Source organism: Echinicola strongylocentroti (genome assembly GCF_003260975.1).
Lineage (GTDB): Bacteria > Bacteroidota > Bacteroidia > Cytophagales > Cyclobacteriaceae > Echinicola > Echinicola strongylocentroti.
In genome coordinates, this window is the sequence record NZ_CP030041.1 from 2417096 (window position 1) to 2433913 (window position 16818).

Consider the following 16818-nt stretch of genomic DNA (forward strand, 5'->3'; position numbering starts at 1 on the left):
ATCATAGAATTAAATCTGTGCTAAAACCTTGGGGATATTGATTTGATGCGTAAATTGCACGTCATCATTACAATAATTCCAATTGGCCTATGAACTATCCTACCATAAGGAACGTATGCTGGTTTCTTTTTCTATTGACCATTACCGGAAATCAGCTTATTGCACAGGAACATGCATCTAGCAAAAGCCCTTACCTTCAGAATAGAATACCATTAGCGTCTTCACCATACTTGGAGCTTCCCTTGGGGAGTATTTCCCCAGAAGGATGGTTGGAGGAGCAATTGGTACGGATGAAAGATGGCCTTACCGGTCATTTGGATACTATTTATCCAACTGTCATGGGAGAGCGAAATGGTTGGCTGGGAGGAGACGGTGACGGTTGGGAGCGAGGGCCCTATTGGATTGATGGACTTTTGCCTTTGGCTTATATCCTGAAGGATGAGCAGCTGATCAAAAAAGTCCAGCCCTGGGTAACATGGACACTCGAAAACCAAGCGGACAATGGCTATATCGGACCGGTCCCTTTTGCCGAAGAACCTACCTATGAAGCAGGTTTACAAAGAGGCATGCGAAAAGATTGGTGGCCGAAGATGGTGATGCTAAAAGTCCTCAAACAATATTATGGCGCCACAGGTGACCAACGGGTCATCGACGTGCTGACCAAGTATTTTAAGTTCCAATTAAAGGAGCTTCCCAATACGCCTTTGGACAAATGGACTTTCTGGGCCAATCGACGAGGTGGAGATAACTTACAAGTAGTCTATTGGCTATATAATATCACGGGAGATGACTTTTTGTTGGACTTGGGAGACCTCATTGCTGAACAAACGTTCCCTTGGACCAATGTATTCTTGAATGATGAAAATAACGTGGATCCTCAGTCACCGTGGTATTTTTATCAAATGAAGCGATACCCTTTCGATCAGGAAGAGATAGACCTATTGACGGTATCAAAAATAGGGGGGATTCACACGGTGAATTTGGCACAAGGCCTAAAAATGCCTGCTGTAAGATACCTTCAGGATAAGGACGAGCAGCACCTTAGCGCTACCAAGGAAGCGTTGGCTGATATTAGAAAGTACCATGGCCAACCACAGGGGATGTATGGTGGAGATGAACCACTGCATGGAAATGCCCCTGTACAAGGGGTGGAATTTTGCTCTATTGCGGAGGGGATGTTTTCACTGGAGACTATCCTAAAGATAACCGGTGACATGTCCTATGCAGATCACCTTGAGAAGATCACCTATAATGCGCTGCCCACCCAGGCATCGGATGATTTTATGACCCGGCAGTATTTTCAGGCGGCCAATCAAGTGAAATTGACCGATAAGATGGAAGTGTCTTTTGAGACCAACCATCATAAAGGAACGGATTTCGTGTTTGGCACACTATCAGGATACCCCTGCTGTACTTCCAATATGCATCAGTCTTGGCCAAAGTACGTCCAGAACCTTTGGTATGCCACTGCTGATGGAGGCGTCGCGGCGCTGCTTTATGCACCCAGTGAAGTGGAACTAAAAGTAGGAAATGGAGCGATCTTAAAAGTGAAGGAGGAAACAGGGTATCCTTTTCGGGAGGTGGTCAATTTCTCGATGACTCTTAGTGAGTCTACATCATTTCCTTTTCATCTTAGGATCCCCGGATGGGCAAATGAAGCCCAAATTAGCATTAATGGGGATCTTTGGGAAGGGACGGTTAGGGATCAGGTAGCCATCATCGATCGAGTATGGCAAAACGGGGATCAGGTAACCCTGCAGTTGCCCATGGAAATTAAGTCGTCCCAATGGTACCAGTTTTCATCTGCCATCGAAAGGGGACCCTTGGTTTATTCCTTGAAGATAGAAGATAAAAAGGTGACCAAAAACCGAGACGATGGATACGGTGAATTTATTGAAGTACATCCCGTGTCAGATTGGAACTATGGCCTATTGCAGCATGAACTGGATGACCTGCGGGAGCATGTAGAGGCAATAGAGATCGATTGGGATGGTTCCTATCCATGGAACCTTGAAAATGCCCCCATCCAACTGAAAATGTCTGGTGCCAAAGTACCGGATTGGAGGCTTCAAAATGATGTTCCGGTAATGCCGGGGTTTTGGAGCAAAACCATTGAAAGCAAGTCCTTGATCGAAAATATTACCTTGGTGCCTTATGGCTGTACGACATTAAGAATTACTGAATTTCCGGTTTATAATGTGCATCACTAAATTCTGGAACTGTATTCTTCTTCGCTTGAGAGAGTAGACCGCAGTGAGATAGACAAGTCTACCTTCTTGCCCGCCCGCTTTTTAATTTCTTAACGCCCAATACCTGCAAGGCGGATTCGGTTAATAAGTCCCAAAAAGGTGTCGCTTCCTTATGACGGCCCTTGGTATGCCTGTTTTCCAGCAGGTGGCGGAGGCCGTTAAGAAAGGGAGTTGGCTCGCGTTGTGGAACAGCGAGACCCACTCGCTTTTAGGCCGTAGCCATCGGGTGGAAATTAAAATGGGTGACGGATCCCCGTCGCAGGGGAAATCCCTGCCCCATTAAAAACCACCTCATCTTATCCACTAAAGGTATTTCCCAAATGCTGGTCCTGCGCCTTAATTTTTTCAAAATCCAAATATTGTTCCCAAAAAGCCTCCTCCGGCAGTGCCGCTCTTAGATAGAGCTTCTCTTTCTTTACAGGATGGACAAAAATCAGGTGGAAAGCATGTAGGTTGATACTGGCATCCGGATTGGGCTTGGAGAAGCCATAGCGAAGGTCGCCACGGATGGGACATCCCATCGCCGCTAGCTGTACCCTGATCTGGTGTGGACGACCGGTCTTGGGGCGCACCTCCACTAGCCAGTGATCATTGAGCTTACCTAAGCGCTTATAGTCCAGCTCTGCCCGCTTGGCTCCCTCTATTTCTTTGTCGTAGGCAGTGGTGACATTTCGGTCCCCATCCTTTATCAAGTAATGGGTCAATTTCCCGATCTCCTCTTTTGGGCGTTTTTTGACGATAGCCCAGTAAACCTTGTGCACCTCTCTTTTTTTGAAAAGCACCATCATTCGCTCCAAGGCTTTTGAAGTACGCGCAAACACGACTAGCCCACTCACCGGACGATCGATCCGATGAACAGGATGCAAAAACACTGCACCAGGCTTATCATATTTGGCGGCAATATATTCCTTGCAATAGTCCGTCAGCGTTTTGTCTCCCGTGTGGTCACCCTGCACGAGCACTCCCGAATGTTTATTCACCACCAGAAGGTGATTATCTTCATATACTACAGTAAATGGTTGCTTTGCCATGTTTTGAGACATTAGAATTGAGATGTGAGGTAGTAGGCGATCTTGGAGTTATTTCTTATCAGTATTTCCGGTGGCAAGTCCGCTTTCTTAAAACTCAGAGGTGAAGTGAAATTCAATTTCCGGATAATTGTCCTGCACCATTTGCAGCCACGCCCTGGACTCTGCCATAAACACTAGCTTTCCTTCCTTATCGTAAGCGATATGACGGTTCTTGGACCGAACAAACTCATCCAACTGCTTCTTATCTTTGCTACTGATCCAGCATGCCTTGTACAGGTTCATCGGTGCGAACTCTACCGTGGCATTATATTCATTTTTCAATCGGAATTGGATTACTTCAAACTGCAGCTGACCTACCGTCCCGATGACTTTTCTAGAGCCAATATCAAAGGTAAACAGCTGTGCCACGCCTTCTTCCATTAGCTGTTTCAGGCCTTTTTCGAGCTGCTTGGTTTTCATGGCGTCCTTATTGATCACTTCTTTGAAAATCTCCGGAGAGAAGCTTGGAATACCTTTAAACGTCAAGTTTTCTCCATCAGAAAGAGAATCGCCTATCTTCAGATTTCCAGTATCATATAATCCCACAATATCCCCGGGGAAGGCCTCTTCGATGATCTCTTTATCCTGTGCCATGAACGAGGTCACATTGGAAAAGCGCAAGGGCTTAGTAGCCCGCATGCTCTTATAGGGCTTATTTCGCTCAAATCTCCCAGAACATATCCTCAAAAAGGCAATCCGGTTACGGTGGTTCGGGTCCATATTGGCATGGATCTTAAAGACAAAGCCACTGAACTTATTCTCGTCAGGAGCGACTTCACGTTCTTCTGCATGCCTGCTTTTTGGAGAAGGAGCAATATCAATAAAGGTATCCAGCATTTCCTGTACACCAAAGTTATTAACGGCAGAACCAAAAAACACCGGAGCAATCTCCCCATTGAGGTACGCTTCCTTGTCAAAATCAGGATAAACACCCTCTATCAACTCCACATCTTCCCGAAGTTGATCAGCATTGTGCTCTCCCACTAAGTCTTCCAGCTTCGCATCCGACAGGTCTTCTATCTCCATGATATCATCGGACAGCTTTCGCTGAGAAGGGCGGAAGAGGTTCAGCGATCTATTATAAAGGTTATAGACCCCTTTGAAAGTTTTCCCCATAGAAATCGGCCAAGATAGTGGACGGACATTGATGTTCAGCTTTTCCTCCACTTCATCTAAAAGGTCATACGGATCACGGCCTTCGCGATCAAGCTTATTGATAAAGCAGATCACTGGTGTTTTCCTCATCCTACAGACCTCCATCAGCTTTTCGGTTTGGATCTCCACGCCTTTCACACAATCGATCACCATGATGACACTGTCCACCGCAGTCAGCGTACGATAGGTATCCTCTGCAAAGTCCTGGTGACCGGGTGTATCGAGAAGATTGATCTTGGTGCCTTTATATTCAAACCCCATCACGGAAGTGGCTACCGAAATACCCCGTTGTTTCTCGATTTCCATCCAGTCAGATTTGGCATGAGTATCGATTTTGTTGGATTTTACGGCCCCAGCGGTCTTGATGGCACCACCAAAAAGCAACAGCTTCTCTGTCAAAGTGGTCTTCCCTGCATCCGGGTGGGAAATGATTCCAAATGTTTTTCTTCTCTGAATCTCCTTGGTCAAACTCATCTTTCTTCTGGCTCCTTTATTAGCAAGATGCAAAGGTAATTGATTATATCGAAAGATGATAATTTAGAAGGCAGTGAGGAGTGCCGGACTTTTTAGGCCTGCATTAATTGAAAAAAGGATCTTGGTCCACTTTAAACTCCGACGAGCTCTCATGAGGACCTCTCAGCACGATGCGGAAAGTAGTGCCTTTGCCAAGCTCAGACTGATGGACAAAAATCCTTCCCCGATGATACCCTTCTATGATGCGTTTTGCCAGTGTAAGCCCCAGCCCCCAACCACGCTGACGGGTGGTAAACCCTGGGTTAAAGACTTTCTTGAACATGCTCTTGTCAATCCCCTTCCCGGTATCTGTAATGTCCACATGGACAAATTTCTCGCTTTCTTTCACAATATTGATCGCAATACTTCCTTGTCCCTTCATGGCATCGACGGCATTTTTACAAATATTCTCCACCACCCACTCAAAGAGCGACCTGTTCATCATCGCATCCACATCTTCGGCATGACTGCTCAAGTCTATACTCACCTTACTGGAAATCCTTGGACGCAAATAACTGACCGCCTCTTCAATAACCGAATAAACATTTTCTTGCTTGATCACTGGGGCACTGCCAATATTACTAAATCGTTCAGTCACCATTCTCAACTTGGAAACATCCTTATCCAGCTCCACGATCACCTCCTTGTTCTCTTCCCAGACAGGTGAGTTTTTTAGGTAATCAATCCAAGCCATGAGTGAAGCGATCGGGGTACCCAATTGGTGGGCCGTTTCTTTGGTCAGGCCAGCCCAAACCCGGTTTTGTTCGGCAATTTTGGACTGGTTAAATACGGCAAAGGCCAATAAGCCAAAAACTAAAATCACCGAAAGCTGCACATAAGGATAGTACTTCAGCCTTGTCAGCAACTCAGAATTGGTGTAATACAGGTATTGATTGTCCAGGATCTGGATAGGCTCATAGTCCATCTTCATCCTCACCACCTCTGCCCTCAGCTTCTCCTCAATATCCTGCTCTGTGGCATTTTTCTTAAAAGCAATGTTCCGGTGCTGACCAGAAGGGTTCCCAAAGGCATCCGCTACGATCACTGGGATATTATGGTTTTCCTGAATAATCCCCTGATGGATAAATGTAAGATTGTCAGAATTATTGGCCACATACTCCATGGCATTGGCATAGAGCGTGATCTGTTTCTTTTCTCTTTCCTTAAGCTCACTTACCAAGGTATTGGTATAGTAAATAGATCCTATACTGATGATAAGAGAAGCTATAAAGATGATCCATTTTACCTTGCCCCGATTCTGATATAAATCCAGCGTAGCCAGATCTTGGATTTTATTCTTCATTAATTTTATTCACTGGTGCTAATGGTGACTACCATTATTCTATAACTGTCTACATACATAGATATTATCTATTATCCATAGGAATTTTCAGTTTGATCCGGATAAAAGATAACCGTAAATTCGAATAAATATTTAAATAAACAAAACATCTATACAATGGCAACTAACGAAATTGGATTAAAAGTAAAAGATAGCAAAGTACTATCGGCCAAACTCAATAAATTACTGGCGAACTATGAAATTTACTATCAAAATTTAAGGAATTTTCATTGGAATGTGTCCGGTCCGAATTTCTTTGAACTCCACGCCAAGTTTGAAGAACTATATAATGAAGCCAACGAGGCCATTGACGAGACCGCCGAAAGAATCCTTACCTTGGGAGAGCGTCCTTTGAGTTCCTTCGCAGAGTATATCGAAGAGGCCGCCATCAAGGAAGCCAAAAAAGTCATGGACCCCAAAAGCATGGTCGAAAACGTCAGGGAAAACCTGAACACACTGCTTACCTTGGAGCGGGAAACACTGGAAATCGCCAGTGCCCAAGGCGACGAAGGTACCGTAGCCCTGATGAGTGACTACATCACATCCAAAGAAAAAGTAGTCTGGATGTTATCTGCCTACCTCAGATAAGAAAAAGGGCTGCCGATTTCTCGGCAGCCCTTTTTTATTTTATCAAATTATCTTTGTTCTTGGCTCTTGGTTCTTAATTCCAATCTTGCTACTTAAACTCAATTATTCTGCTTTATCCACTTCCAAAGCATCTTATAATTCGCCTTAGTCCCATGGACCAAAATCCCAATGCGGTAAATTTTGGCCGCCACCCAAGTAGTAAACAAGAAGCCAAGAATCAGTAATACCATTGATACCGCCAGGTCAAATAACGGGATGCCGTAACTGGCCCTGCCCACCATAGAAATCGGCGAGGTAAACGGGATAACAGAAAGCCAAAAACTCACCTTACTCCCTGGATCATCCAGCACAAAAATAAACAACCCAAAATAGCTGGCGATCAACGGAATAGTAACCGGAAACATAAACTGCTGAGCATCTCCCGGAGAGTCTACGGCAGCTCCAATAGCAGCAAAAAAAGCACCATATAGTAAATACCCTCCCAAAAAGTAAAAGAGGAAGGTCAACACCAATTTTACGAAATCAATGCCCTGAACCACTTGGATCACTTGTGCCATTTCACTGGATTGCATCATTGCCTGGGCAGCCTCTGGATTGGCCATTTCCAAGGCTTGCTGCTGTGGCATTTGCATACCAAAATACCCCATCACCACCGACGAAACAGCGGAGATCAATACTATCCAGATCAAGAACTGCGTCAAGCCTACTGCTCCTATCCCGATGATCTTGCCGAGCATCAGCTGAAACGGCTTAATGGAAGAAACCAAAATCTCAATGATCCTACTGGATTTTTCTTCGATCACCCCCTGCATGATCTGCGTACCATACACGAAGATAAATGTATAAATCAAAATCCCGAGAAAAAAGCCCAATCCGTAGTTGACCCCAGCATTGGAGACTTTCTCATCTCCCCCTTCTTCCAACGTGATGGAACTAATGGACACTGGCGTCTTTGAATCCCTGATCACTTTGGGATCAATACCAAATTTATACAGCCTGATCTCCTCAATCCGTCGGCTTATCTTTTCCTCCAGATCACCTACAAACCCTAAATTAGCAGCCTTCTGGGAATAGAATCGGATACCCTCGGGGTTTTCCACATCAATTTTAGGAATGTACAAAAAGCCAAATCGTTCCCCATCTTGGACAAGTTTTTTGGCCTCCTCTTGGGGTAGGTCAGAATATGAAAAGGCAAACTCACCGCTACTCTCCAAAAAAAACCGGTCACTCTCGTCCACTACCTCGATGATTTTCAATGCATTTCCTCCTTCATCACTCAGCGAAATCCACAAAAACACCCCTAGAATGGCTGGAAAGATAAGCGGTGTGATCAGCGTGGCCAGCAGGAACGATTTTTTTCTTACCCGAGCAAAGTACTCCCTTCTGATCACCAAAAAGACCTTATTCATTGTTTGATTCTTTTACCTTTTCTATGAAAATTTCTTCAATCGTTGGGATCCTCTCCTCAAAACCTATCACTTCACCATACGTCATCAATTCCCCAAGCAGTTCATTGGGCGAATCATGTTCGAGATGAACATCCAACAAGGTCATCCCCGCTTCTTCTGCCCTAACAAGGTATTTTTCTGGAAGATCTATCCCCGTTCCTTTCAGCTTGACTTTGAAAGTATTGCTACGGGATTGGTCCTTTATTTGGGAAACTGGGCCATCAAGTACTTTATAGGATTTGTTGATCATGGTGATATGGTCGCAAAGGAGTTCTACGGACTCCATCCGGTGGGTGCTGAGCACCACGGTGGTCCCTCGATCTTTAAGCGCCAGCATTTCGTTCTTGATCACCTCTGCATTCACTGGATCAAAACCAGAAAAAGGTTCGTCCAAAATCAAAATCTCAGGATCATGGATTACCGTTGCGATAAACTGTACCTTTTGGGCCATTCCTTTGGAGAGGTCTTCAATTTTCTTCTCAGACCATGCTTTGATATCCAACCTTTCTAACCAGTAGCTCACTTTTTCTTTTGCCCCGGCAGCACTCAGGCCTTTTAGCCGTGCAAAATAAAGCAACTGCTCTCCCACCTTCATCCTTTTGTAAAGCCCTCGCTCCTCAGGCAAATAACCGATGTCTTTGATATGCCCAGGGGACAAGGGTTTTCCCTTGATGAAAATATCACCGCTATCTGCTGCTATAATCTGATTTATGATACGAATCAACGAAGTCTTTCCAGCTCCATTAGGACCTAACAACCCAAAGACACATCCTTCCGGCACATTTAAGTCCACATCTGTCAGTGCTGGCTGTACGCCGTAATTTTTGTTAAGTCCCTCAATTTTAAGAATATCCAAACTTGTGAGTTTTAAAAACCAAAGACAATAATTAGACAAAAATAAGGCGTAATACTTAACCTCCAAGCCAATCGGCTATTTTAAGACCAAGGATCCCACGGATACATCTATTTCAAAAGTAATGAGGTTTTTCACGCCTTCCTCGTACCCTTTGCTTGCGTACACTTTATCCCCTACTTCAGTCAGGTAAGAGGGCAGTTTTTTACGGCACATGGCAGTGGAATTTATTTTTACCAAATACGGGTTTTGAGGTGCTGGCAGTAATATGTAAACTGCACCAGCACCAACTGTCGTCATGATATGACAGGGTTTATCACTTTCAAAATGCTTGTCAAAATTGAGGTTCACCTGACCATAATTCACTTCAAAAATCATATTTCTTGCGTTGGCATGTGTCATGTTGACACCATCCACAGTACCCATATTTACTTTTACCAGCAGGGTGTCCATTTCCGTCAAATTCCTCCCTTTTTCCATGTAATTGAGCGAGACATCTGCTGTTGCCGTGGTAATTTTGCATCGCTTCACTTTTAGATTGGAAAGGTCTACATTGGCCTGGCCTATGCCAAAATGTAAGTCAAGAAGATAAGCGTATTGCTCGCTAAGCCCCACTTCCCAAGTATGGTCAAAATCCCCCTCACTGGTCGCAAAAAGCTTTGAACTCAGCCGTTTCCCAAAACTCTCCTGCTCCACATCACTATGGTTAAGGTTTGCTGTGAGCACGGCATCTTGAATGTGATAGGAAAAATCAGGAAGAATATTGACTTTGGAAAGATGGGAATGGATCATAACGGGATCGCTCATATACATCTTATTGATATCCGAGACCCCTTTATAGGAAGAGAAATTCAATTGCACTCGATCAAAGCCACTCTTTTCCTCCACCACAAATTCTTTTACAATTTGGCCCCGCACTATTCCTGATAGTACCAAAGTAAAGCAGGCGACTAAGTACAATCTATTCAACATACGAATAAACTACGATACGTTGGGGAAAAGGTTGGCGAAAGCATAAAAAAAGCCGGAAAATTTTCCGGCTTTCATTACTGCTGTTTTTTCGCTCTAGAAGAATTCCTTCATTTTGTCAAAAAAAGTTTTTTCTGACTTCCCTGGGGCGGGAATGAAGTTCTCTGATGTTCTCAGCACTTCCAGTTTTTCTCTTTCTTCTTTGGTCAACTGCTGTGGTGTCCACACATTCACATGGATCAGCTCATCTCCTCTGCCAAAACCGTTCAGGTCTTTGATCCCTTTACCTTTCAGGCGAAGGATCTTGCCGCTTTGGGTACCTGGGTCAAGCTTGATCTTCACTTTACTTTCGATCGTGGGCACTTCGATGTGAGCACCCAATGCAGCATCTACGAAGTTTACATATAGATCGTAGACCACATTATTGCCATCTCTCTGAAGGATGTCGTGTTCGATCTCTTCGATGACGATCAGCAGGTCACCTGCTACCCCACCGGGGGTTTCGTTACCTTTTCCTGACATGCTGAGCTGCATTCCGTCGGCTACACCTGAAGGGATATTGATCGGGATGATTTCCTCCTTAAGCACCAAGCCTCTAGCATCTGCATGATCAGGTTTTTTATCAATGATCTGGCCTGTACCTCCGCAGTTGGGACAAGTACTGGCAGAAACCATTTGTCCAAGCATGGTATTCACCACTTTTTTGACTTGGCCAGCACCTTGACAGGTCGAACAGGTCTTAAAGGACACTCCGTCAGCTACCAAGTGCCGCTTGACCTTGATTTTCTTCTCTACGCCATTAGCTATTTCTTTGAGATTGACCTTCAGTTTCACGCGGAGGTTGGTGCCTTTTCGCACCCTTCGGCCTCCGGCTCTTCCTCCTCCAAAAAAGGACTCGAAGCCACCGCCTCCGCCGCCAAAGATGTCACCAAACTGGGAGAAGATATCATCCATGTTCATACCTCCTCCACCACCAAAGCCACCGTTTCCACCTACACCTTGATGGCCAAACTGGTCATAACGTTGCTTTTTCTCGGGATTGCTGAGCACCTCGTAGGCTTCTGCTGCCTCCTTGAATTTCTCCTCGGCTTCTTGGTCTCCGGAGTTCTTGTCAGGGTGATACTTCAAGGCCATCTTACGATAGGCCTTTTTTATTTCATCTGCCTCGGCTCCTTTTGAAAGCCCTAATACTTCATAATAGTCTCTCTTTCCCATAATATCTTAAGATCCAATGACTACCTTGGCATACCTTACTACTTTGTCGCCAAGCTTATAGCCTTTTTCCACCACATCGATTACTTTTCCCTTCATATCTTCTGTAGGAGCGGGGATCTGGGTAATGGCTTCCTGATTATCAGCGTCAAAATCTTTGCCAATCAAATCATCCATTGCTGTCAGTCCCTTTGCCTCAAGCACTTTTAGCAGTTTATGATAGATCAACAGACTGCCCTCCAGCGCCTTTTCATTATCGGCTTCTTTCTCCTCTGCTCTTATGGCCCGTTCAAAGTCATCCACCACCGGAATAAGGTCTTTCAGCACTTCCTCTGATGCCGTCTTGATCAAGTCAAGACGCTCCTTTGAAGTCCTTCTTCGGTAGTTTTCAAATTCTGAGTAAAGCCTTAAATATTTCTCTTTCAACTCCTGGCTTTCCGCTTTTAGTTGCTCTTCAGCTGACAGTTCTTCAGTGGACAGTTCCTCTGCTCCCTGATCTTCTGTCTTGGCTTCGTTGTTCGCTGTACCTTCTTCGTTGTTCACTTCTTGGTTTTGCGCATCTACTTGCTCTTCTGCGGCTACTTTTTCCTTATTCATATCTCCTTTAGAATAATTATCTTGCTCTAACATTTGACCTACGATAAACGTATTCTTCTCAACGATTATCAATTAGTTTGCCACTTTGCCTAGCCTGACAAACTGACATCATCCTATAATGGCTGCATAGACCAAGTCTTTCAACTTGTCCAAGTTATAGTGGCTTACTGAGGATATAAATACACTCGGTACTCCTTCGGGAAGATCACCTTGCATCTCTTCCATCAATTCTTCATCCAACATGTCTGCTTTGGAAACCGCAAGGATCCTTTTTTTATCCAGCAGCTCGGGATTGTACTCCTTTAGTTCATTTAGAAGGACACCATATTGCTCTTTGATACTATCAGCATCTGCGGGGACCATAAACAACAAAATGGAATTTCGTTCTATATGTCTAAGAAACCTCAGACCAAGCCCTCGGCCATCAGAGGCTCCTTCGATGATTCCCGGGATATCGGCCATCACAAATGACCTGTCATCACGGTAGCTCACCACTCCGAGGTTGGGCACCAAGGTCGTAAAAGGATAATCCCCGACTTCTGGTTTGGCCGCAGATATGGTCGAAAGCAAGGTGGACTTACCGGCATTTGGGAACCCTACCAGCCCAACATCTGCCAGCAGCTTAAGTTCCAAAATAATCCATTCCTCTACTCCCTCTTCTCCAGGCTGTGCATAGTGCGGGGCTTGGTTAGTGGAAGACTTGAAATGGTCATTTCCCAAACCTCCCCTACCGCCTTTGGTCAGCACCACTTCTTCTCCATCTGCTGTAATCTCAAAACGCACTTCTTGAGTTTCCGCGTCCTTGGCAACAGTACCCAATGGCACTTCAAGGATGACATCATCACCGTCTTTTCCTCTCCTACGGCCACCTTCACCCCCTTTGCCGTTTTGGGCAATGATGTGTTTCCTGTATTTTAGGTGAAGCAAGGTCCACAGCTGCGAATTGCCACGCAGGATAATATGGCCACCTCTACCTCCGTCACCACCATCAGGGCCACCTTTGGGCACGTGCTTTTCCCTTCTGAAATGGGCAGAACCAGCACCTCCAGCTCCGGAACGGGAGCAAAACTTCACATAATCTATAAAATTTGAATCTGCCACTTTTCTATTTTCTTAATCCACTAAAACAAAAGAGGCTAAGAAATAATTCTTAGCCAATGAAATTTTTCACAAAGGTACGATTATTTCTGGTAATTAGTATTGGTCAATTACCGCACAGATTTTATCGAAAATCTCATCGATACCCCCTACTCCGTGAATGGTCGATAGCTTACCTTGCTTTTCATAATAAGTCGCCACAGGGAGTGTTTCTTCCTTATATACTTTTATACGAGTATTGATTTTTTCTTCATCTTGATCATCAGCCCTGCCAGAGGTTTTGCCACGATGACGGATACGTTCTTTCAACTCTTCTTCAGGCACATCCAAGGCGATCATCCCAGAAATCCCCATGTTTTTTTCTTCCAATAAAGCATCAAGTGCCTCCGCCTGCGCCACAGTACGGGGAAAACCATCAAGGATAAACCCCTTGGCCGCCTCGGTATTCTTGATCTTATCATCCACCATGCCAATCACTACTTCATCTGGCACCAGTCTGCCTTCATCCATGTACTTTCTGGCCAACTTGCCCAAATCGGTCCCTTCACCAAGATGTTTTCTGAACAAATCCCCCGTAGAGATGTGCTCCAATTCGTATTTCGCGATAAGCTTCTCACTTTGCGTCCCTTTGCCGGCACCCGGAGGGCCAAATAAAACTATGTTTAGCATGATTTACTATTTGGTTAATGTAGTGTTCTGGGGAAGCCCCCTCATTTTAGTTGATATATTTCTTTAAGGTTTCGACCATAACCATCGTAATCCAACCCATACCCCACAACGAATTTATTAGGAATCTCAAACCCTACATAATCGACGACCACATCGGACTCCAACGCTTCCGGTTTTAGCAGAAGGCTGACTACGGAAATACTGGAAGGAGAGTGCTCCTTGAGTTTTTTTATCAGGTAATCCATGCTCCTTCCTGTGTCCACAATATCCTCCACGATGATCACATGACGGTCACCAATACCCATACTCAGGCCTATCACTTCTTTGACCTGGCCCGTAGAACGGGTCGCTTCGTAGGAAGCTATCTTTATAAAAGCCATTTGTAGCGGAGCATCTATTTCTTTCATCAAGTCTGACAAGAACATAAAAGCACCATTTAGAACCCCAAGGACCACAGGGTCTTTGCTTTTATAATCTTCCGACAACTTCCCTCCCAGAACCTGTATTCGCTCCCTCAATTGCCGCTCGGAAAGATATAGCTCAAATTCCTTATCTTTTACCTTTAGCATATATGCAATAAAAAAGCCCCCGGTCAGAGGGCATCACAAATATAGAAAATTTTAATTTGCGCTTCCTAATTTGAAAGCCAAAGACTTACCTATAAATGGGCCATCAAGTACTTGTACATCATGATCATGGCCTCAAGGTCCTTAAGGGAAACTTTCTCATATGGCGTGTGAACATTGTCCTCCGCCGCTCCTATGAAGCACCAATCTACCATATAATGACTCATCTGTACCTCTCTCCCATCACTGCCCCCTGCTCCTTCCACTTCTACCTGATAGGGGACTCCGCTTTCTTCTGCCAACTGGAGTATTTTGTCCACGTACACTTTTCTTGGGATAAACTGATCACGAAGTGAAATAGCGACTCCTTCATGATGTCTCACCCCTTCTGTCACCCAGGTAATATCAGAAATCAACGCCTGCCTTACTCCCCAATTTTCATAAACGTACTTCATTAAGAAAGGAACACTTCCTCCTCCATGTTCCTCATAAGTAGAAAAAACGATGACACCGTCTTCTAAATCTTCACATAACTGCAAAGCATTATACACCCCTAGACGATTATCGAGGTAAGCGGCTTGAATATAACCATCCGCTACCTTTACATCCTGTTTATAAGATAGGTTGGTTCCCGGAACGATGCCCCTAGGAAAATCATGGGTAACCTTACCATCATCTACGGTCACGCTACATTCGATATAGCCCAAGGCATCCTCACCGACCAGCACATCTCCATCGGACACGTCAGGGCCACCGACAGGCACCAATTGGTTTTCATAGCGGGCTGTAAAACCGATGGTATCCATATGAGCAAAGACTACAGTTCGTGGATTTCCGAACTTTAAAATGATATTATCGTGAAATTTTTCTCCAAAATACACTTCTGGCTGAACCTTCCAGTTTTTTCTACGTTGTAGCACATAATCGACTACAAAAGCAGAAAAAGCATGTTCATCACCTGAAACTCCTCTTTTTTCGAGGATTTCATAAAGAAAATCAATGTTTGGCATAGTTTATGAACTGTTAATTTTTGCAAATTTGGGATAATTTATCTTAAAACAAATAGTGAAAAATTTATAGTTATTGAATAAAAAATTTACATTTGCATTACAGTTATTAGTTACTAAGTTTGGATTTAAATTAATTAAACACTTAATTTTGAAAAAAAATTTTTTTTAAATCATGAAAAAATTATTACTATCAACATTAATGGCTGGAGCGTTAGCAGTTGGAGCTAATGCCCAAAATGACTTCAATAAGTGGTCAATCGATGTTAATGGTGGGTTCAATAAAGCGATGGCGCCAATGTCGCCAGGTTATTATTCTCCCTCCTTGAATCTCGGACATGCTGACGTAGGTGTCAGGTACATGTTTAACGAGAAGTTCGGTGCGAAAGTGGATTACGGATTCGGCAAATACAGCAGTGCTGATGGTGAGCCTTCTTTCGAAACAAACTATTACAGAGTAAACCTTCAAGGTGTTGCTAACCTTGCAAGGGTATTCAACTTCGAAACTTGGACTAAAACAGTTGGTCTATTGACCCACTTTGGTGCAGGTATGGGAAGAGTCACTCCTCAAGAGAACGAATGGGCTGACTTCAAAGACGATACTTATAACTTCATCTTTGGATTCACTCCACAAGTTAGATTAGGAAACAGAGTATCTCTTAATGGTGACATTAGCATGTTGGTCGCAGGTCGTCAAAACGTCGCCTTCGATGGACACACTGAAGTAGGCCCTACGGATCCTGGTTATTATGGTGCCAATGCGGTATCATGGACAGGTACTTTGGGACTGTCTTTCTACCTAGGTGGACATGATGTTCACGCTGACTGGTATGTAAGGGACTCCCAATATGCTACCAAGGATGAACTGGAAAGCCAAATTGGTGAAATCAAGGACATGCTGAAAGACTCTGATGGTGACGGTGTACCTGACTATCTTGACAAAGAGCCTAACACTCCTGCAGGAGCTAGAGTAGACTCTCACGGTAGAACACTTGACTCTGACGGTGACGGCATCCCTGATCACTCTGACGATTGCGCATTCGTTCCAGGCCCAGCGTCTAACAACGGTTGCCCTGTAGAAGAAGTGGATGAAACTGACTTCTTCAAGAAAGCAATCAACGAAGGCTATGTAAATGTTTACTATGCATTTGACAGCGCTAAACCACTTGGTTACTCTTCTTCTTCTGTTAGCTATGTAGCTAACTTCTTGAAAAGAAACCCAGGCGTAAATGTAGCCATCAGCGGTTATGCTGACGAAATCGGTCCAGATGACTACAACATGAAATTATCTGAAAAAAGAGCAAAAGCTGTATATGATCTGTTGATCTCTGCTGGTATCGACTCTTCCAGAATCTCTTACAAAGGATACGGTGAAGACACTAGCGTAGACAAGCAATCTTCAGATGCTCGTCAGCTTGCAAGAAGAGCTTCTTTCGAGGTTCAATAATCAAAGCTTAAAGCATTATTTTAAAACCGGCCTTT

General features: G+C 44.3%; 16 protein-coding genes. 4 read left to right on the forward strand and 12 right to left on the reverse strand.

Annotation, left to right across the window (positions count from 1 at the left end; translation table 11 throughout):
• Positions 1–89 precede the first annotated feature (89 nt).
• Together DN752_RS09265 and DN752_RS24450 are read left to right on the forward strand one after the other, a co-directional pair.
• On the forward strand, positions 90–2210 hold the full coding sequence (locus DN752_RS09265; RefSeq protein WP_112783679.1) for a beta-L-arabinofuranosidase domain-containing protein: 2121 nt from the start codon (positions 90–92) through the stop codon (positions 2208–2210).
• Between the two features lie 166 nt (positions 2211–2376).
• Entirely contained in the window at positions 2377–2532 is a 156-nt protein-coding gene (locus DN752_RS24450) for a hypothetical protein (RefSeq protein WP_162633182.1), read from the forward strand.
• 13 nt (positions 2533–2545) lie between these two features.
• On the opposite strand, the gene DN752_RS09270 is transcribed toward DN752_RS24450, so the two are convergent.
• From DN752_RS09270 to DN752_RS09280, 3 genes are all read right to left on the reverse strand, one after another.
• Positions 2546–3280, reverse strand: coding sequence for an RluA family pseudouridine synthase (locus tag DN752_RS09270; RefSeq protein WP_112786480.1), 735 nt, complete (start codon positions 3278–3280; stop codon positions 2546–2548).
• Between the two features lie 87 nt (positions 3281–3367).
• Positions 3368–4948, reverse strand: coding sequence for a peptide chain release factor 3 (locus DN752_RS09275; protein ID WP_112783680.1), 1581 nt, complete (start codon positions 4946–4948; stop codon positions 3368–3370).
• Positions 4949–5051: 103 nt separating this feature from the next.
• Positions 5052–6290 (reverse strand): sensor histidine kinase, encoded by a 1239-nt coding sequence (locus tag DN752_RS09280; protein ID WP_112783681.1) that lies wholly within the window; start codon positions 6288–6290, stop codon positions 5052–5054.
• Between the two features lie 156 nt (positions 6291–6446).
• On the opposite strand from DN752_RS09280, the gene DN752_RS09285 reads away from it, so the two are divergent.
• A complete protein-coding gene (locus DN752_RS09285; RefSeq protein ID WP_112783682.1) occupies positions 6447–6917 on the forward strand; it encodes a Dps family protein in 471 nt (156 codons plus the stop codon).
• A 98-nt stretch (positions 6918–7015) separates the two neighbouring features.
• Here DN752_RS09285 and DN752_RS09290 read toward each other — a convergent pair whose 3' ends face one another.
• From DN752_RS09290 to DN752_RS09330, 9 genes are all read right to left on the reverse strand, one after another.
• Positions 7016–8326: an ABC transporter permease gene (locus tag DN752_RS09290; RefSeq protein WP_112783683.1), complete on the reverse strand. Its 1311-nt coding sequence runs from the start codon at positions 8324–8326 to the stop codon at positions 7016–7018.
• The gene (locus tag DN752_RS09295) at positions 8319–9221 is read right to left on the reverse strand and encodes an ABC transporter ATP-binding protein (protein WP_112783684.1); all 903 of its coding nucleotides are present in this window, start codon (positions 9219–9221) and stop codon (positions 8319–8321) included. Before DN752_RS09295 ends, DN752_RS09290 begins: the two co-directional genes overlap by 8 nt.
• Positions 9222–9296: 75 nt before the next feature.
• Positions 9297–10190 (reverse strand): hypothetical protein, encoded by an 894-nt coding sequence (locus DN752_RS09300; protein WP_170134445.1) that lies wholly within the window; start codon positions 10188–10190, stop codon positions 9297–9299.
• Positions 10191–10283: 93 nt separating this feature from the next.
• Positions 10284–11402 carry a molecular chaperone DnaJ gene (dnaJ, locus tag DN752_RS09305; RefSeq protein WP_112783685.1) on the reverse strand — a complete coding sequence of 373 codons (1119 nt, stop codon included), beginning with the start codon at positions 11400–11402 and terminating at the stop codon, positions 10284–10286.
• A 6-nt stretch (positions 11403–11408) separates the two neighbouring features.
• Positions 11409–12029: a nucleotide exchange factor GrpE gene (locus tag DN752_RS09310; protein ID WP_112783686.1), complete on the reverse strand. Its 621-nt coding sequence runs from the start codon at positions 12027–12029 to the stop codon at positions 11409–11411.
• Positions 12030–12104: 75 nt separating this feature from the next.
• Positions 12105–13097 carry a GTPase ObgE gene (gene obgE / locus DN752_RS09315; RefSeq protein ID WP_112783687.1) on the reverse strand — a complete coding sequence of 331 codons (993 nt, stop codon included), beginning with the start codon at positions 13095–13097 and terminating at the stop codon, positions 12105–12107.
• A 93-nt stretch (positions 13098–13190) separates the two neighbouring features.
• Positions 13191–13763, reverse strand: coding sequence for an adenylate kinase (locus DN752_RS09320; RefSeq protein WP_112783688.1), 573 nt, complete (start codon positions 13761–13763; stop codon positions 13191–13193).
• Positions 13764–13804: 41 nt separating this feature from the next.
• Entirely contained in the window at positions 13805–14332 is a 528-nt protein-coding gene (gene hpt / locus DN752_RS09325; RefSeq protein WP_112783689.1) for a hypoxanthine phosphoribosyltransferase, read from the reverse strand.
• Between the two features lie 89 nt (positions 14333–14421).
• A complete protein-coding gene (locus DN752_RS09330; protein ID WP_112783690.1) occupies positions 14422–15339 on the reverse strand; it encodes a M20/M25/M40 family metallo-hydrolase in 918 nt (305 codons plus the stop codon).
• A gap of 172 nt (positions 15340–15511) precedes the next feature.
• Between DN752_RS09330 and DN752_RS09335 the strand changes: the two genes are divergently transcribed.
• Entirely contained in the window at positions 15512–16783 is a 1272-nt protein-coding gene (locus tag DN752_RS09335; RefSeq protein WP_112783691.1) for an OmpA family protein, read from the forward strand.
• Positions 16784–16818: the final 35 nt, after the last annotated feature.